At 38.0% G+C, this 17,524-nt stretch carries 18 protein-coding genes and 4 pseudogenes; 21 read left to right on the forward strand and 1 reads right to left on the reverse strand.

Annotated features, from left to right (window positions below; genetic code table 11):
* Positions 1-60 precede the first annotated feature (60 nt).
* The 11 genes and pseudogenes from MHI30_RS09585 (at position 61) to MHI30_RS09635 (ending at position 8,427) form a co-directional block, all read left to right on the forward strand.
* On the forward strand, positions 61-1,971 hold the full coding sequence (locus MHI30_RS09585) for a T7SS effector LXG polymorphic toxin (RefSeq protein ID WP_075754474.1): 1,911 nt from the start codon (positions 61-63) through the stop codon (positions 1,969-1,971).
* Entirely contained in the window at positions 1,968-2,417 is a 450-nt protein-coding gene (locus MHI30_RS09590) for an SMI1/KNR4 family protein (protein ID WP_026579690.1), read from the forward strand. The genes MHI30_RS09585 and MHI30_RS09590 overlap by 4 nt, the downstream gene beginning before the upstream one ends.
* A 190-nt stretch (positions 2,418-2,607) precedes the next feature.
* Positions 2,608-2,676 carry a hypothetical protein gene (locus MHI30_RS09595; RefSeq protein ID WP_075754714.1) on the forward strand — a complete coding sequence of 23 codons (69 nt, stop codon included), beginning with the start codon at positions 2,608-2,610 and terminating at the stop codon, positions 2,674-2,676.
* 35 nt (positions 2,677-2,711) lie between these two features.
* Positions 2,712-3,113: pseudogene (locus MHI30_RS09600) on the forward strand (SMI1/KNR4 family protein).
* Between the two features lie 29 nt (positions 3,114-3,142).
* A pseudogene (locus tag MHI30_RS09605) lies at positions 3,143-3,280 on the forward strand (hypothetical protein); the annotation flags it as partial.
* A gap of 1 nt (position 3,281) precedes the next feature.
* Complete coding sequence (locus tag MHI30_RS09610; RefSeq protein WP_075754476.1) at positions 3,282-3,716, forward strand: SMI1/KNR4 family protein; 435 nt, start codon at positions 3,282-3,284, stop codon at positions 3,714-3,716.
* Between the two features lie 45 nt (positions 3,717-3,761).
* Positions 3,762-4,232, forward strand: a complete 471-nt coding sequence (locus MHI30_RS09615) for an SMI1/KNR4 family protein (protein WP_075754478.1) — start codon at positions 3,762-3,764, stop codon at positions 4,230-4,232.
* 89 nt (positions 4,233-4,321) lie between these two features.
* A pseudogene (locus tag MHI30_RS09620) lies at positions 4,322-4,895 on the forward strand (SMI1/KNR4 family protein).
* 188 nt (positions 4,896-5,083) lie between these two features.
* Positions 5,084-6,337 (forward strand): MFS transporter, encoded by a 1,254-nt coding sequence (locus tag MHI30_RS09625; protein ID WP_075754480.1) that lies wholly within the window; start codon positions 5,084-5,086, stop codon positions 6,335-6,337.
* Between the two features lie 99 nt (positions 6,338-6,436).
* The gene (locus MHI30_RS09630; RefSeq protein ID WP_162009201.1) at positions 6,437-7,570 is read left to right on the forward strand and encodes a tetratricopeptide repeat protein; all 1,134 of its coding nucleotides are present in this window, start codon (positions 6,437-6,439) and stop codon (positions 7,568-7,570) included.
* A 605-nt stretch (positions 7,571-8,175) separates the two neighbouring features.
* Positions 8,176-8,427 (forward strand): hypothetical protein, encoded by a 252-nt coding sequence (locus MHI30_RS09635; protein ID WP_075754482.1) that lies wholly within the window; start codon positions 8,176-8,178, stop codon positions 8,425-8,427.
* Between the two features lie 691 nt (positions 8,428-9,118).
* Here the strand turns inward: MHI30_RS09635 and MHI30_RS09640 are convergent.
* Positions 9,119-10,063 (reverse strand): urea transporter, encoded by a 945-nt coding sequence (locus MHI30_RS09640; RefSeq protein WP_075754484.1) that lies wholly within the window; start codon positions 10,061-10,063, stop codon positions 9,119-9,121.
* A gap of 240 nt (positions 10,064-10,303) precedes the next feature.
* Here MHI30_RS09640 and MHI30_RS09645 point away from each other — a divergent pair, with 240 nt between their 5' ends.
* The 10 genes and pseudogenes from MHI30_RS09645 (at position 10,304) to MHI30_RS09690 (ending at position 17,488) form a co-directional block, all read left to right on the forward strand.
* On the forward strand, positions 10,304-10,606 hold the full coding sequence (locus MHI30_RS09645) for an urease subunit gamma (protein WP_020451534.1): 303 nt from the start codon (positions 10,304-10,306) through the stop codon (positions 10,604-10,606).
* Between the two features lie 21 nt (positions 10,607-10,627).
* A complete protein-coding gene (locus MHI30_RS09650) occupies positions 10,628-10,954 on the forward strand; it encodes an urease subunit beta (RefSeq protein WP_075754486.1) in 327 nt (108 codons plus the stop codon).
* 8 nt (positions 10,955-10,962) lie between these two features.
* Positions 10,963-12,663, forward strand: a complete 1,701-nt coding sequence (gene ureC, locus MHI30_RS09655; RefSeq protein ID WP_142238636.1) for an urease subunit alpha — start codon at positions 10,963-10,965, stop codon at positions 12,661-12,663.
* A gap of 10 nt (positions 12,664-12,673) precedes the next feature.
* Complete coding sequence (gene ureE, locus MHI30_RS09660) at positions 12,674-13,129, forward strand: urease accessory protein UreE (protein WP_075754488.1); 456 nt, start codon at positions 12,674-12,676, stop codon at positions 13,127-13,129.
* Positions 13,122-13,805, forward strand: coding sequence for an urease accessory protein UreF (locus MHI30_RS09665; protein ID WP_075754490.1), 684 nt, complete (start codon positions 13,122-13,124; stop codon positions 13,803-13,805). Before ureE ends, MHI30_RS09665 begins: the two co-directional genes overlap by 8 nt.
* 72 nt (positions 13,806-13,877) lie before the next feature.
* Positions 13,878-14,437, forward strand: a pseudogene (gene ureG, locus MHI30_RS09670) (urease accessory protein UreG).
* A 1-nt stretch (position 14,438) separates the two neighbouring features.
* Positions 14,439-15,263 carry an urease accessory protein UreD gene (locus tag MHI30_RS09675; protein ID WP_075754492.1) on the forward strand — a complete coding sequence of 275 codons (825 nt, stop codon included), beginning with the start codon at positions 14,439-14,441 and terminating at the stop codon, positions 15,261-15,263.
* Positions 15,264-15,335: 72 nt separating this feature from the next.
* Complete coding sequence (locus MHI30_RS09680; RefSeq protein WP_075754495.1) at positions 15,336-16,028, forward strand: sulfite exporter TauE/SafE family protein; 693 nt, start codon at positions 15,336-15,338, stop codon at positions 16,026-16,028.
* Positions 16,029-16,062: 34 nt separating this feature from the next.
* On the forward strand, positions 16,063-16,668 hold the full coding sequence (locus MHI30_RS09685) for a PadR family transcriptional regulator (protein ID WP_075754497.1): 606 nt from the start codon (positions 16,063-16,065) through the stop codon (positions 16,666-16,668).
* 442 nt (positions 16,669-17,110) lie between these two features.
* The gene (locus MHI30_RS09690; RefSeq protein WP_075754499.1) at positions 17,111-17,488 is read left to right on the forward strand and encodes a hypothetical protein; all 378 of its coding nucleotides are present in this window, start codon (positions 17,111-17,113) and stop codon (positions 17,486-17,488) included.
* Positions 17,489-17,524 lie beyond the last annotated feature (36 nt).

The following is a 17,524-nucleotide window of genomic DNA, read 5'->3' on the forward strand; positions in this document are numbered from 1 at the left end:
CCCTTCTATAAAGTGGTAAACTCTAAAATGATTGTAACTTTAGTATTAGAGGAGAGTGCCATGAAGACTCTGGATGTTCAGGCGCTGCACAAAGCCATTGATCAAACCCTGGAACAATTAAAACAACAATCAGACGAATTTGCTCAAGTCAAAAAAAGCGTTGAGGATATCGCATCACTTGATGATGCTTTAAAGGGAAAAGGCGGAGACGCAATTCGTGCATTTTATAAGGAGTGCCACACTCCTTTTCTACAGTTCTATGATACTTTTATAGAGGAATACAGTTCCACGCTGAAGAAATTGAAAAGCGCACTAAATTCTCTTGAACCAAACCACAACGGATTTATTTCGCAAACCTTCCTCGAACACGAACTGGAGAATGGCTTAAATGCTGCTGATCGAACAACCAAGCATTTGGTTTCCAAGACCAACGCTACAATTGCGAAGGTCAGCCATATTGTCGATTTGCCTGATTTGAATGACAGCGATTTTCATGAACAAAATCGAAAAGCATTAAAGGAAATCAGTCAGACAATTGAAAAGCTGTACACTTTTGATCGCGAACAAACAAGCGCTCTTAAAACCGCTGAAAACGACCTGGAAACGATGCAGAGATACATAAGCAGGCTTGAAAAAATGTATACAGGCCCTAAAATTGAAATTACCGGCTACCAAAAAGGTTCGATTTTAAAACCGGATGAAATGGATGCTTTGCGTGGTGGACAAGACACAGCGATGGGCGTCATGTTGGATAAGCTGGATAAGAGATCGAAGCTCGAAAAAGAAGTTAGCGAAGTTAGCAAACAGGATAATAAAATTTCTAAACTAAAGAAGAAGCTTGATGATTACAATTTTTCAACAGCTTCAGAGTTTTATGAGATGGCCACGGAAATTGGCTACGAAAACCTTTCCCCTTGGCAACAGCGATATTTCAATCAAATTGAAGGCGCTCGTAATTTTGGCAACGCAATAAAAGGAAGTGCTGAAGGACTTAAAAATGCAGCCGTCGACACTGCTGTAGGCCTATGGGACATGGTCGTTCACGCAGACGAAACGATTGAGGGCATTAACTTTACGCTTCATCATCCTGATGTCACATTCAATATTATAAAAAAGGGAATTGAAGACTCGTATCAGCGAGATGTCGTCAATGGTGATTCTTACACCCAAGCCAGATGGTTTAGCTATGCCGTTGGAATGGTCGGGACATCGATTGTCGGCTCTAAAGGCGTTGACAAAGCAGCAAAAGCTGCCAAGGCGGGGAAGGTAGGGCAAGTCGCTGCCAAAGCAACTAAAGCTTCTAAAAAAGTATCGAAACAAGCTTTTGAAAAAAGCGTAGCGTCTTTCAAGAAATCGATGCAAAGGGTTGCTTCAAACATAAAAGGGATTCAAATACACAACCCTTTTGCGCCGCAAGTTCAGTTTGCTGGCGGAGGTAAAGTTCCTTATCATGCACTTAATGGGGAGCAAATAAAAGACAGTCTTATTCAGTTTGCGAAGAAAGTCTCTGATATAAGCAGAAAACCGTTTACAGGTGGTAAAATCTCAGTACCATGGTTAAATAAAGAGAAGTACAATGCAGTTGAAGTTAAAGGTAAAGTAAAACCAAAAGGAAACTTAAAAGATGTTGACAGAAGAATTTATCAACTTAAAAACATTGACTTCAACATGAAGCATCCAAATAAAAATATAACTAATTTAGAATTAATGAAAAGCGGAAAAGCGCCCATAGGGGAAGATGGCAAACCAATTAATTTACATCATTTAATACAAAAAGAGCCAGGTACGATGTTGGAGATACTTCATACCACTCATAAAAAATACCATAAAGTACTACACCAATTAGTGGAGAAGGGGGATAGTTTTAGAAATAATCCTGAACTGCAACAACAATACGATAGTTTCAGAAGAAAATACTGGATGTGGAGAGCTGAACAATATGAAAAGAGCTTGAAAGGTGGATCTCAATGAATACTAAGGAATTAATTATAGACTTTATAAACAAACATGCTACTCCCCATGATTTTACAGGAGGAATTAATGAGGAAAAAATCAAAAAAATTGAAAATGACTTACAAACCACTCTTCCTGAAAGTTATAAATGGTTTTTAAGAAACTATGGCTCAGGCGGCTCTTTTGGCGTCGAAATATTGGGTCATGGACTTGTATCCCCTGAAGTCGTAGAGTTCACCAAAGACTATAGGGAGCTCTATGACTTACCAAATCACATTGTAGTAGTCGTTGATGTAGATGCATTTGCTTATTGCTTAGATACACAAAAAATGGATAACGGAGAATGTCCTGTAGTTACATGGGTTTATCAAAGCGGATATGATCACCAAAAGGCTCCTAACTTCCTTGAGTTTTTATGGGAATATTTAAATCAAGCTAAAGAAGATTGGTACGAGGAAGAATAATATATTAAATCTCAAGCACTTAATCTTTGATTGAGTGCTTTTTTGTTTAAATCGAGAAAAATCCGATGATGATGGTCATCATCTTCACATAAGGAGCGAGCGTCATGGTTGAAATCATAGCCACTACACGATGAATACAAAAAGATTTTACATGGATTAAAAAAATGGTGATAGTTTTAGTAATGATAAAATATTAGACAAACAATTCAATAACTTTAGAATAAAATATTGGAGCTGGAGAGCGGGGAATAATGACTGAGGTGAGAATTGAAAATGAATGCTCAAATTTCAATGATGATAAATGCATATGTAGAAAAAGGTGATTTTTTCGGAGCAATACCCGATGAAGATATTTCGAGGGCTGAAGAAAAACTAGGGTGCAAATTTCCACGGCAATATAAAGAGTTTGTTAAAGCATATGGCTCAGGAGGTATATGTGGGGTTGAGGTCTTAGGAGTAGAGGGGAATTGATATGCTTCAGTAGTTGATGCTACCGAAAGATTTAGAAATTTTGGTCTGCCTGATAAATACTTAGTTATTGAAAATGTGGACGAATTTGTTTATTGTCTCAATACTGAAGAAAATCACTGTGTAATAAGGTGGGATGCCATAAGCAAAAAGAAGATTGAAAGATATTCTAATTTTGATGAGTATTTACAAGACAGTTTTCAAGAAGCAATAGATAACTGGGATTAGAAATCGTATCATGGCCAGTTAGAAGAACACATCATATAATTGAAAATAGCTTTCGCGGAGAACATGAGTGGTGGAATATACCCCCTGCTAAATTTCCAAATGAACATCAATCTGGTATCCATGGTACAGGGTCACCTGCGAATAAATTATTTAAAGGGGGTAAATAAAATGAAATACGATTTTATTAAAGATTATCAAGAAAATCAATTTTATCCGGTAAGTGAGGAAGAAATACAAGAGGTAGAAGAAACATTGGGATTAAAGATGCCTATTGAATTACGGAAGTTTCTATTGGAAGTAGGGTATGGTTTTCTAAAAAGATCAGAATATAACATCAATCGGATTATGGGGCCATCTTCAATACGAGATGCTAGATTGAAAACTAATGATTTTGAATTTTATCCTGACATCGAAGTTTATGAGGATCTTGAAGAAGATAAGTTAATATTTTTTGAGGCGAATGAAAGTGCGTTATTATTAATTGAATTAAGTGAAGAGCAAAACAATCCAATTTATTATGATGATATAAAGATAGCAGATTCATTGGAAGAATTTCTAATTAAAGTTATGGACGACGACAAATATTATATTGTTTTAGCTTAACGAAAAATGGGAGTTGAAATTCCCCCTGGCAGAGGATATGAAAAAATGGATTATTCTAAGGTGGAAAAATTCATAAAAGAAAAAGACAACAAAGATCATGCGACTTTTACTGGAGGAGTTTCTGAAGAAAAAGTTAAAATTATTGAAAACGAACTTAATGTCGATCTTCCAGAGAGTTATAAATGGTTTTTAAAAAACTATGGCTCAGGTGGAATTTCCGGTGTGGAAATAATCGGATATGACCTTGAGGGGGCCTATGTTGTAGAGCAAACTGAAGATTATAGGAAGTATTATGATTTACCTGATGGGATAGTTGTAATAGAGTATGTTGACGAGTTCTCCTATTGCCTCGATACAAATAAAATGGAAGACGGAGAGTGTCCTGTAATTGTATGGGCTAATGATGCAGGTTACGGAGATGTAGTTGCAACTAATTTTCTAGAGTTTTTCATGGAAGATCTTAAGGAGTCTAAAGAAAATTGGGAAGAAGACGAAGATTGGGACGATGAAGAGTGATCAAAACAGCCTCATCCTTATTAGAGGGTGAGGTTTTTGCTTAGTTCCTACTGTAGGTTTAAGTATCAGATTTGAGAGGAGGTCATTTAATGAGTTTTGAAAAGATTGAACAAAAAATGAAAGAGTTTTCAATTAATATAAATGAGGATTGCAATAATAATTCTAATATTGAAATTGAAGATCTTGAAAAGAAGCTTGGTAAAAAACTTCATTCAAATTATAAAAAGTTTTTAGCTAAATACGGAGGATGTTCATTAGAGTAGAAAAACAAACGATGACGTGGAGTTTGATGTTTGTTATAGACCAATTGAAAAAGATCCATGGATGGGGATAAATGATGAGACACAATTATTAGAGTCCTTTTACGGCTTGCGAAACGATATTGACAATATCATGGATATCATTGAAACATATTCTGATCGATTTCCTGAAACAATCATTGCAATTGCTGGTTCTCCCGGAGGGAATGAAATTTGTTTAGATTTAGACAATGGCAAAGTATTATTTTGGGATCATGAGCTTAGAAACCCAGAAAAAGATTTTTATCTTATAGCAAATTCTTTTGAGGACTTTATTTTAAGTCTGGAGGACGAACTAATTGAACCTTATGGAGACGAGGGAATTGTTTCTATTTGGTTAGATGATGAATTATTAAAAGATTGATTTAACACCTGCAAACAAGCTCTCTGTAAAAGAGAGCTTTTTAAGAGGGTAATGAAATCTTTCCCTTTTTTACCTTAATGTTTCTTAAATTATTCCTCTCCTACATTGACCAAGAAACCAAATATAGGATATGCTTTGGTGAGAGCCTGTAAAAATGAGGGATTTTTGTAAGGGGGATTTTTTGAGGAATGAATAGTGGCTCCACTGTGTGGCAAAGAAATTTTTCCTTTCTGTTTGTCTCTAAAATGGTGAAAATAACCGCAGACAGCTTTGCTTTTACTTCTATTTTGTGGTTTCTCATTTTAGATGGAAAAGGGGCTGTCGGAACAGGTATGCTAATAGCTGTCACCCTTCTTCCACAAGCTTTAATAGCACCGTTGATTTCACCTTTTATGAAGCCAAAAACTCTTAAGTTCTGGATGTTCTCCGCAGATATAACAAGGGCTTCATTGATGCTGATCATTCCAATTTTTTATTTTAGTGGATTTTCACCATTATGGTTCATTATTTCACTAATGCTGATGCATTCGGCAACTGGGGCTTCTTATGATCCTGCATCCATTTCCATGATTCCGCAAATTGTTAAGAATGAACTTATTCAAAAAGCTAATGCCACCATAGAATCTTCAGCCCAAATTGTAAAATTGGTCTCGTTAATGGTTTGCGGTATATTGATTGCCGTAATAGGCGCTGCTTATACAATGCTTATTAAATTTCCATTTTACATCGCTTCAGCCTGTTTAGTTCTGTGTATTAAATATAGCTTGAAAGAAGAAGGGGCTGAGGAACAGAAACCAAAAGGCGCTTATTTCAAAAAGCTAAAAAGAGGTTTTGTACTTGTTCGAAATCATCATATTTTGCTTCCGCTAGCCGTATACTGCATTTTGTTGAATATCGGTTCAGCTCCTTGGGAGGCGCTTTCAGCGATCTATCTTTCAGAAGATTTAGGCGGCGGTTCGGTCATTCATTCTTTCATAAGAGTAGCAACAGCTACCGGAGCCTTTTTAATGGGGTTTATCTTAACTAAAGTAAGAGTGAACCGATACGGACTATTGTTTGTCTCCGCTGGAATTATAGAAGGAATTGCACTTTTCATTACAGGAATGAATTCAGTCTTGTTGCTACTTCTTCTCGCAGCATTTATTTTGGGGGCTACCATTAGTGCCATAAACGTACCTGAACACACCATTATTCAAACCTCAGTTGCAGATGAAGATCAGCCGCAGGTATTTGCTGTTATTAGAATGATCTCTCATGTGATGGTACCATTAGGGGCTTTAATTAGCGGCTATGCAGCTGCTGCCTTTGGTGCAGGAAAAGTTATCGCTTTCGGCGGACTGATTGAAATTCTAGCTGGAATTGCGATATTAACTCTTACGAAACTAAGTAAAACCAATCGTTCAGACATGATAAGGGGTAAAGAAGAAAGCTTAAAAATGTAAGAAAATTCACACATTCAAAATGCCGAATATTTCAAAATGATTAAATAAGCTTCCAAGAGTCAAGTATCAGAAAAAATAGAGAAGAAAGGGGTTTTTATTTTGGTAGATAAAAGCGTAATACCTTATGATCTAGTGGCAACGAAAATGAATTATTGGTATGTAGCTCTTAAAAATGACTGGGTTGATGAAGCTGAAAAAATGAAATCTGAGGTTAAACAAGAGATCGCTATTATGGAAGAAAATCAGGATGTCCTTATATATTTTTCATTGCTTGAATTCCGTCATAAGCTGATGTTGGATTACATTTGTCCGGAAGCAGCAAAAGATATACAGGTTCATTATGAAGAGTTAAGGGAAAAGACTAAAGGCGGGAAAAATTTGAATGGTATGCTCGAATATTATTACTATTTCTTCACAGCAATGTATCATTTTAGACAGAAAGAACTTCTTCATGCTTTGGCTTACTACCAAAATGCCGAAAATCAGTTGAATTCATTTGAAAGTGATGATGTTGAAAAGGCAGAATTTTATTTCAAATTGTCAGAAATTTATTACTATATGAAGCAAACATATTTTTCAATGTATTATGCTAATCATGCATATAAGATTTATTTAAAACAGCCAACATATGGACAGCGTAGAGTACAATGCCAATTTTTAATGACTGGTAACTGGCTGGATAAAATGAATCCTGAAAAAGCCCTGGAGCATACCAGCAAAGCACTGTCAGATGCAAAGGAATTACAAGTTGATTATTTAATTGGTTCTTCACACTTGAATATTGGAATATGTTATAATCAACTTGAAGAACTTTACAAAGCAGAAAATCATTTTCAAATGGCTGCTGAACTTTATAAAAATGAAAAGCACAGCTTTTTGCCCAAAGCCCTCTTTAATATTTCGCACGTTAAAGCGAAACAAGAGAAGTGGATTGAAGCAGAAGATCGGTACTTCGAGGGTAGGGAGTGGGCTCAAAAATTTGAGGACCAAGAATTCCTTGCAAAGCTGAAAATGATTTACGGGTTGTACTTATCATTTGACCTTGACGGAGTTCGAGAATCCTTTGAGTTCTTCAGTGAAAAAGGTATGTATGCAGACATAGAAGAGTATGGAGTTATCACGGCCGAACTTCTACAAGGAAAAGAAATGCTATATGATTCACTTGAGTTTTACCGAAGAGTAGTTGAGGCAAGAAGACAAATACAAAGGAGTGGGACAGTACATGAAAGCTAAGATGCTAATTTGCTCTATTCTGTTATTGGGTGCAGTTGGTTTAGTGGGCACTTCCTACGATCAATCAACAAATACAGCATATCATGTTGCTGACAGGGTAGCAATTTAACTCTAAGACTGCTAAATTAATATATAGAACCTTTAGAAGAGACCAGTTCGTGAAACTCAAACCGTGAGTTTATGGGCTGGTCTTTTTCATTTCTGAAATATCGATTAGGTTTCCGGATTTCACCAAGATATTCAAGCCAGTAAAGAAGCGGCTCTCAAATATATTCCCAGCACCAGATTTGCCTCTAGAAAAAATGGAAGGATTGAAGCTAAATGGTCAATATGGTAAGCGTATAAATGGGAAGGTTTAAGAAGCTAACGATGTTTTTAAGGAGCTTAAACAGATTCTGAAATATTAGGAATGGAATTTAAGTGAATCCTGAGTGAAAAGTGATTAAAGTTATGTTTAATCAATTGTAAAAATGTGTATTATTTTTGAATTATTTTTCAATTCTACACCATTTGACAATTTTTTCATCCTTTTGGTGTTAAGCTCAAGGTGTCTATTAAATGGACAAGCATTTAATAGGTAAACAAAACGAAAAGGGGATGTGTTTATGTTTAAAAACAAACTCAAAAAAGTAGCGGGAGCGGTTGCAGTTGCGGGTGCTCTGTTGGTATCAGGATTACCTGCAAGCGCTGCACCGGATTTAACTCCGATTCGAGACAAGTATCCAGACGCCTATCAATTCCAATGGAATGGCAACAATACTGTAACTGTTTTCTTTAGAGACAGCCAAGGTAAATCTTATCACAGAACGTATACGTGTGTTACGGTTATCGATGGAACTTGCTACGTGTATAAGTAAACCGTAATATAAAATTCTGTCTCAATCGGTTTGTATTCTTCCTGAGACAGAATTTTTTTCATGTCTTCAAAAGGTCATTAACCAAATCAGTTACTTTCAACTTCACTTTTGATGCCTTCCCTGTGTCCTAATCCTCTTTATTTTCTTGATGATCAATGAAGGCAAAACTGGAACAGTATGCTATGGGTTTATCACTGTTTGCGCATTACTGACAATTGGTTCAGTAACAGAACATGAAAGATAAAAGTGGAACAGGGGAGAGCTGAGCAGACGCCGCTGCACATCTTCAGACTTGATGGAGTCATTTTTCTAATCGTCTTGTCAAGCAGTTAATCATCTGAATGATGTCGGAGACGCTCTCATGGCATCATTATCGTTTTTCATGTGGTAATGCACTTCTGCGCTCTCGATTGAGTCCAGATATTTCTGAAGTGAGAGTGTCAATGAAATGGAACATTCCTATAAAAATCTCGGCATTCCTGGTAAGTTTTCATGGTCTATGTATTCTTCTAGCTGACCACCATTTTCTCAAGTTATCATTAATTAATGTCTAAACGCGAGTAGATTAGTATAGTAAGTCATCATGGGTTTCTTCCGCGACTTTTACTTCTTATCACATTTCTTCTGCTCTACCGACTCAATTCTTTACGATTGTCGCTAAGTCGGATGATTTACATCATCTATATCTAAGCTATAAGTTTGGCAGAACCTTTCTTGCACCTAAAAACAGCCATGAACAAAGAACAAACGGCATTGTTAGGGCAGGGAGTCCATATGGCAAAAGATACGTGCTGAGGCCTGCTGTTATAGGCACTGTCAGACAAGCTGAAATGATCCCTGATAAAAATGAAAACCGGTTATGTTCACTTTTAAAAACGGCAGATACGGCCAGAATCGTTAAAATTGCGTTATACCCGTAAAGACCCAATGTGATGAGAGAACGCTCCCCTCCTAAAAGGAATGCAATGATGATGGCAACTGCATTTCCGATAACTGCATAAAGCCCTGGTTTTCTTCCTGCCCAAAATACGGCTAGAAAAATTAAAATCCCGGATACTGTGTTATTCAGAAAAAATACTTGTCCAATTCCATGAAAGACCCCGTCTATTAAATTGACTTCCCCTGCTGTCTTTAGTTTCCAGTGTGTTAAATCCTGAGGCACCAGGGCAGAACTTAATTTAATCCCATTTAATTTGTATGAAGCTAATAATACAAACCACGTCAGGATAACAAAGGGGAATGTAAGAATTGGAACTTCAATTCTTTTCGTGAAATGCATCATGGCGGCTGTAAAAATGGCTGCTGCGGCTGATCCAATTAAAGCGACAAGCCACATGTAAGGGCCAGTTAAGAATGATGCCAATGCCATTCCTGTTAACACAGAATTATATCCTAATAGACCCTGATTGATAACCTTTTCATCTGCTGCTCCCAATTTCCCTACTAAAGTACCGATAATAGCGGACAATAAAGCGATTATACCTAAATAATAGGAAAAAATAGTAATGGCTATTAGGATTAGAAAGCCGGTCATCACATTCTCAATCAGGATGACTTGAGAGATGCCTTTGAGAGAAGCTGTTATTAAACGGGAAAACACTCCCTCGCTTAATAAATGATGTTTGTTTTTTCGCATAATGAATATTCTCCTTTCTTTTCAAGGTTATATATCTTCAGTGTATCATATATAAATTTTTGAATATATAAATTGACATATATGTAAAAGATGATATACATTGAAAATAGAAGCAGGGGAATCAAATATATTTTCAGTTTCTTAGTTTTGGCGCTGTCAGCTCAGAATGTTAATGAACTGGCTCCCCCTTATAAGAATGCTCACCGTTTGGTCGTAATAAAAATACAGCGAGGTTTTGTGATGCAACTATTACCGCGTGAAGTAGACAAGCTTATGATTGTTGTCGCTGCAGATCTTGCGAAGCGACGTAAAGAACGGGGATTGAAATTGAATCACCCGGAAGCAGTAGCTCTGATAACGTATGAAGTGTTGGAAGGAGCACGGGATGGAAAAACAGTTGCGGAGTTGATGGAATATGGAACAACCATATTGTCGCGGGAAGATGTAATGGAAGGCATTCCGGAAATGATTGATGATATCCAGGTAGAAGCTACATTTCCAGACGGCACAAAGCTTGTAACTGTACATAGTCCAATTAAGTAAAATGGATAGGAGGCTATTTAAATGGAACCGGGGCAACTATTTTTAAAAGAAACGGATATCATTTGTAATGTCGGAAGAGCGGCGTCCAAATTGACTGTAACGAATACAGGTGACCGCCCAGTTCAAGTAGGTTCACATTTTCATTTTTATGAAGCGAATGAAGCGCTTCAATTCAAACGAGAAGAAGCATTTGGAAAGCGACTAAACATTCCGGCAGGAGCGGCAGTGCGTTTTGAGCCCGGTGATGAAAAAGAAGTGGAATTAGTGCCTTACGCCGGCGAACGCCGGGTATACGGATTTAATAATAAAGTGGACGGATCATTAGAAAAAGAGGGGAACCAATCATGAGTTTCTAGATGCCAAGAAAGCAATACGCTGAAATGTACGGCCCGACTACAGGGGACTCTATTCGTCTGGCAGATACAGATTTGCTCATCCAAATCGAGAAAGACTACACGACATATGGAGATGAAGTGGTATTCGGCGGCGGTAAAGTTATTCGTGATGGAATGGGACAACACCCTTTAGTTACGCGTGGAGAAGGAATAGCAGATGTTGTCATTACGAATGCTGTTGTCTTAGATTACACTGGGATTTATAAAGCGGACATTGGAATTCGTGATGGCAAAATCGCTGGAATCGGGAAAGCAGGTAATCCGCTAATCATGGACAATGTGGATATTGTGATTGGCGCCGGTACAGAAGTTATTGCTGCTGAAGGTATGATTGTAACTGCGGGCGGAATTGACACTCACGTACATTTTATTAATCCGGAGCAAATCAGAACAGCATTAGCTTCAGGTCTTACCACCTTAATTGGAGGAGGAACAGGCCCTGCTGCAGGATCAAAGGCTACTACAGTTACACCGGGTGAGTGGCATATGCACCGAATGCTTGAAGCGGCAGAGGGCATGCCGATTAATGTTGGGTTTACAGGAAAAGGACAAGCCGCTTCAGAAGATCCGCTGGCAGAGCAAATACGCGCCGGCGCCATTGGACTGAAAGTTCATGAGGACTGGGGCGCGACAGCTTCAGCTATCGATCATGCGCTAAGTGTGGCTGACAAATATGATGTTCAGGTTGCCCTTCATGCGGATACATTAAACGAAGGCGGATTTATGGAAAATACAATGGCCGCTATTAAAAATCGCGTCATTCACATGTACCATACAGAGGGTGCGGGGGGGGGACATGCTCCTGATTTAATTAAATCGGCCAGCTTTAACAATGTTCTGCCGTCATCTACGAATCCGACATTACCTTATACAGTCAATACGGTAGACGAGCATTTAGATATGTTAATGGTCTGTCACCACTTGAATCCATCCATTCCGGAAGATTTGGCGTTTGCTGACTCACGTATCAGACGCGAAACGATTGCAGCTGAGGATATTCTCCAGGATATGGGTGTATTCAGCATGACTAGTTCGGATGCCCAAGCGATGGGACGGATTGGAGAAGTCATTTTACGTACATGGCAAGTAGCCGATAAGATGAAAAAACAAAGAGGAACAATGGCGGGCGACAGTGAGCTTTCGGACAACAACCGCGTCAAACGTTATGTTGCCAAATATACAATGAATCCTGCCATTACTCATGGTATTTCCGAATATGTCGGTTCTATCGAGACAGGGAAAATGGCCGATCTCGTTGTCTGGAATCCAGCATTTTTCGGTGTGAAGCCTGAAATGGTGATTAAAAGCGGCTTTGTCGCAGAGAGCTTAATGGGAGATGCTAACGCCTCTATCCCGACACCGCAGCCTGTTATTTACCGTCCGATGTATGGGCAGTTTGGCAAGGCGCTGTCCAGCACTTCTATTACGTTTATTTCCCAGGCAGCTTTCGATGACAAAGTGCATGAAAAGCTTGGATTGCAAAAAATCATTCTTCCGGTTCGCGGCATTCGCAAACTAACGAAAAAAGATATGAAGCTGAATTGCGAAACTCCTGAAATAACGGTCGATCCACAAACATATGAAGTGAAAGTAAATGGCCAATTAATTACATGTGACCCTGTTGATAAGGTGCCAATGGGTCAACGATATTTCCTATTCTGAGGTGAGAGTCATGATAATTGAACAAATCGTAACAAATATTGAAAACATGGAAAAAGAGGAAATTGAAAAACGCCATATTGAAAAAGTTTACCTTGAAAGTGCTCATTTAGTAAAACGAATCCAACGGGTGAAAACAGATCATGGCAATGAAATTGGAATACGCTTAAAAGAACCGCGCGACCTTGTCGCTGGTGATGTTTTATATATGGACGATAAAAATATGATCGTCATCGATGTACTGTCCGATGATTTATTAGTCATCAAACCGCGCACCTTGAATGAAATGGGAACGATCGCTCATCAATTAGGAAACCGCCACCTGCCGGCGCAGTTTGAAGAGGATGAAATGCTTGTTCAATATGATTATCTTGTAGAAGAGTTACTTCAAGACCTGCAAATTCCATATAAACGTGAAGACCGAAAAGTAAAACAGGCTTTCCGCCATATCGGCCATAGCCATGATTAATATTTTATCTTTACTCCAACTATGCGATTCAAATTTCCCTATAGGGGCTTTTAGTCATTCATATGGTCTTGAGACCTATATTCAAGAAGATAAAGTCCATGATCAAGCAACGTTCGTACAATGGCTTCATACATATGTAAACGAGCAGCTCATTTATTCAGATGGGTTGGCTTCCCGCCTTGTATATGAAGCGTTGGAGAATGAAGATTTACAAACAGTATGGAAATTAGATCGCATGTTGACTGTTCAAAATTTGCCGCGTGAAACAAGAGAAGGAACCAAAAGGATGGGCGAGCGGATGTTAAATCTTATTGAATCCCTATATGATATACCCATTCTTTCAACATATCGGGAGCGTATAGATCAAAAGCAATCGTTTGGACATCCTTCCATTGTATTTACGATTGTAGGTCATCATCTTCGTGTCCCTTCATCAACGACTACTTTGTACTATTTGTATTCAGCAGTCTCAAATCTTGTCCAAAATGCGGTACGGGCTGTCCCTCTAGGGCAAGTGGCAGGTCAAAAGACAATTCAAGAATTTCAGACTGTTTTAATCGAAGCAACAGAAAAAATTCAAAGTTTAAATGAAGAAGAATTTGGGATTGTTTCTCCCGGTTTAGAATTATCTCAGATGATGCACGAACGTGTAAATATTCGTATTTTCATGTCTTAATCAAAAAAGGAAGTGTTAGGTATGAAACCAATTAGGATCGGTGTAGGAGGACCTGTAGGAGCAGGGAAAACGATGTTAGTCGAAAAATTAACCCGGCATTTACAAGATGAAATGAGTATGGCAGTTGTGACAAACGACATTTATACAAAAGAAGATGCCAAGTTTTTAATGAACAACGGGGTCTTCCCGCAGATCGGATTATAGGTGTGGAAACAGGCGGCTGCCCTCATACGGCAATACGCGAAGACGCATCAATGAACTTTGCAGCCATTGATGAGCTAGTGAAGAAGAATCCAGACGTTGAACTTATTTTCGTTGAAAGCGGCGGGGATAATCTGGCAGCTACATTCAGCCCTGAACTTGTTGACTTTTCAATCTATATTATTGATGTGGCCCAAGGGGAGAAAATACCGCGAAAAGGCGGTCAAGGAATGATTAAATCTGATTTATTTATCATCAATAAAACAGATTTAGCGCCTTTTGTTGGAGCAAATCTGGACGTTATGGCATCTGATACGAAGGTTTTCCGCGGAGACAAGCCGTTCGCTTTTACAAATTTAAAAACGAATGAAGGTCTTGATCAAGTCATTGACTGGATTAAGAAAAATGCACTTTTAAAAGGGCTGGAGTAAGATGGGGGACTGGACAGGCGTTTTGCATTTGGGCGCTGAAGAAAAAAATGGAAAGACCATTGCGAAAAATGTGTATTTTCAGGGGGCGTATAAAGTCATGCGTCCTATTTATCATGATGAATCAGGACAAGCCTGTTATTATATTTTAAACCCCGGCGGCGGTTATTTAGACGGTGATCGCTATCAAATGAAGATTTCACTGGAGAAACAAGCAAGGTTAACATTAACAACCCAATCGGCAACTAAAATATATAAGACACCGCATACACATGCATATCAGGAAACTGAATTCAACCTTAGGGAAGGCAGTTATCTTGAGTACATTCCCGATCCGCTTATCGGTTATCAAAATGCACGGTATAAACAAAAAAATGTAGTATATATTGAAAAAGGATGTACGTTCCTTTATTCAGATATTGTGACTCCTGGATGGTCTCCTAGTGGAGAAAAGTTTACCTATGAAATGCTTCAATTCATTAATGAAATCTATATGGAAAATGAGCTGGCAGTCTATGACCATATCAAATTATGCCCAGCCAAACAAAATATAGAAGGTCTGGGTTTAATGGAAGGCTATTCTCATTTAGGTTCCATGATTGTGATCAATGAAAAAGTAGATCATGACCTTCTTGATCGTTTATATCAGGCTGTTGATACTCAGACAAAAGAATATAAAATAGGCATATCTTTATTGCCTGTCCCTGGGTTTTCCGTACGGGTATTAGCAAATCAAACGCAGATCATCGAAAGTCTGTTTTCCGAATTTCATCATATTCTCAACCAAGTATGGTTTAACAAAACCCCGAGTTTTTTAAGAAAATATTAACGGTTAAAAAAACCAGCAACTGATCAATTGTTGGTTTTTTTCAGATTCAAGATAAACAAGGAGATGTATTTTGTGGAAGGCACATTATTCTCGGTTTTAATGCTGGCTTTAATTTTAGGAATCAAGCATGCGATTGAACCTGACCATGTGATTGCGGTATCGACAATTGCAAGTCAAAGTAAAAAGTTATGGCAAGCTTCTTTAGCGGGCATATTTTGGGGCATAGGCCATACGGTAACATTATTTATAGTTGGAATCATTGTCATTGTAATGAAGGGGCAAATATCAGAAAAATGGTCGATGTCCTTAGAATTTTTAGTAGGAATTATGCTTGTTTATTTAGGGGTTAAAACGATTCTTTCTTTCAAGAATAGCCCTGTACATATGCATCAACATAAACATCTCCACACCCATCAAAGCAGCGGCGACCATAAGCGCCGTCATAAAAAGGTAACATACTTAAGATCATCATTCATCGGTTTAGTTCATGGTCTTGCAGGAAGCGGAGCTATGGTCTTATTAACGATAAGTACCGTAAAGAGTGTGGGGGAAGCGGCAATATATATTCTTATATTCGGTGCAGGAACAGTTATTGGTATGCTTTTCTTTACAACAATCATTGGAATTCCCTTCGTGCTGAGTAAGAAGCAAGGAGCAATCAGCGGAACACTAGGGATGACGACGGGTGTAATAAGTGCTGTTTTTGGTGTATACTATATGTATAACTTGGGTATTAATGAGGGTTTATTTAACCTTTGGATTTAAAAATAGTATAAAGTAACCGCCATTTAAGATTGAGGTGAATGATATAAATACTTTAGGATATGCCATTCTGAGCGTTCTCGGCAGAAGACCTTGTTCAGGATATGAGTTAGTTCAGTATCTGGAGGTAGTGTGGCCGGCAAAACATAGTCAAATATATCCTTTGCTAAATAAAATGGAACAAGAAGAATTTCTTGAATACGAGCATGTAGAGCAAATAGGGAAACCTGATAAAAAAATATACTCCATCACTGAAAAGGGAAAAGAAGCGTTAGAAGATTGGATCGCCGTATCTCCTTCAGATCCAATAAATAGGGACGAATTTCTTATTAAAGTATATTCGATTTGGTTGCTGGAAGAGGAAGATTCTATAAAATTAATTCAGGATCGAATCAGAAATTTAGAAAAAACAATTGATACCCAATTGAAAAAAATGGCGGAGCTAGAAAAAAACAAGGACTCAGATAGCATGTCAAAAAACTTCGGCCGTTATATCTTGATTGATCGCAAATTCAGACTGGCCAAAGAAGAAAAAACATGGTGTCAAAAGGTTTTAAACCTAATAAAAGATAAGAAATTTAATTTTCCCTTTCTGTGTTATGTCAGTGTAGAAGGAATAAATGGAGCGGCACTGCTTATCTAGACAGAAAACGAATGTCACGTACATAAGATAAGGCGCCTCAATATAACACAGTGAGAACGCCGCATATTCACGCTCGCGTCGTTCAAAAAACTAATGGGGCAGAAAAACGAAACGTGCCATTTTTGTTAAACAAACGAGGGGACTGCCCCGCAAGATGAGACAAATAAAAAACACCTTCGAGTTTGAAATCGGATCGATCTAATCCGAAATAAGACTTGGAGGTGTTTTTAAATGAGAATCGGGTTACATGGTTTGGTGATGAAAACGAGACTGAAGGGGAACTGAAGATGATTGGGGAAAAGACATTTGCTGTTCATTGCGATGATGGAAGCTATCATTAGGACACAATAAAGAAAATTTAAAATAAGAAAGAAGAGCGCAGAATGCAATCACGAGTAAAAAGAGACAACACCAATATATAGATAATCCAATAATCAAATTCGTGGATAAATTAATAGAACTCATAAAAAAAGCGTTTTATGGAATTGCCGGCGTCCTTCTAGCGCTTGCGGTTGTAGCAGTTTTTTTCTTACCTGGAACTGGGGAATACAAGGCAGGGGATGAAATCGAGATTCTCAGGAATATTCATGGTGCTAAATCTATCGAAACTTTAGAGAAGAATTACGGCAGTATATCTGAATTAAGGAGTGATGGAGTAAATACAATTGATATACCAAGGTATAAAAGAATAAAAATCATAAAAACCATGGATGATCGGGATTTGGCATTAATAGAAGTTTTAAGCGGGTCTTATGAGGGCACTCAATGGTGGGTAAAAAAATCATCCAATAAAAGAAAGCGTGCCGATCATAGATATTAGAATAAAATTACGAATTTATCCTGAATAAAGAGAGAT

The organism is Bacillus sp. FSL L8-0528, assembly GCF_038593085.1.
Lineage (GTDB): Bacteria > Bacillota > Bacilli > Bacillales > Bacillaceae > Bacillus > Bacillus paralicheniformis.

What these genes read in the sequence shown, in the direction of transcription:
- MHI30_RS09615 (WP_075754478.1), top strand. Translation starts at nt 3,762, where the DNA reads ATGGATTATTCTAAGGTGGAAAAATTCATAAAAGAAAAAGACAACAAA.
- MHI30_RS09645 (WP_020451534.1), top strand. Translation starts at nt 10,304, where the DNA reads ATGCAACTATTACCGCGTGAAGTAGACAAGCTTATGATTGTTGTCGCT.
- ureC (WP_142238636.1), top strand. Translation starts at nt 10,963, where the DNA reads ATGCCAAGAAAGCAATACGCTGAAATGTACGGCCCGACTACAGGGGAC.
- MHI30_RS09610 (WP_075754476.1), top strand. Translation starts at nt 3,282, where the DNA reads ATGAAATACGATTTTATTAAAGATTATCAAGAAAATCAATTTTATCCG.
- MHI30_RS09625 (WP_075754480.1), top strand. Translation starts at nt 5,084, where the DNA reads ATGAATAGTGGCTCCACTGTGTGGCAAAGAAATTTTTCCTTTCTGTTT.
- ureE (WP_075754488.1), top strand. Translation starts at nt 12,674, where the DNA reads ATGATAATTGAACAAATCGTAACAAATATTGAAAACATGGAAAAAGAG.
- MHI30_RS09585 (WP_075754474.1), top strand. Translation starts at nt 61, where the DNA reads ATGAAGACTCTGGATGTTCAGGCGCTGCACAAAGCCATTGATCAAACC.
- MHI30_RS09650 (WP_075754486.1), top strand. Translation starts at nt 10,628, where the DNA reads ATGGAACCGGGGCAACTATTTTTAAAAGAAACGGATATCATTTGTAAT.
- MHI30_RS09635 (WP_075754482.1), top strand. Translation starts at nt 8,176, where the DNA reads ATGTTTAAAAACAAACTCAAAAAAGTAGCGGGAGCGGTTGCAGTTGCG.
- MHI30_RS09590 (WP_026579690.1), top strand. Translation starts at nt 1,968, where the DNA reads ATGAATACTAAGGAATTAATTATAGACTTTATAAACAAACATGCTACT.
- MHI30_RS09665 (WP_075754490.1), top strand. Translation starts at nt 13,122, where the DNA reads ATGATTAATATTTTATCTTTACTCCAACTATGCGATTCAAATTTCCCT.
- MHI30_RS09640 (WP_075754484.1), bottom strand. Translation starts at nt 10,063, where the DNA reads ATGCGAAAAAACAAACATCATTTATTAAGCGAGGGAGTGTTTTCCCGT.
- MHI30_RS09675 (WP_075754492.1), top strand. Translation starts at nt 14,439, where the DNA reads ATGGGGGACTGGACAGGCGTTTTGCATTTGGGCGCTGAAGAAAAAAAT.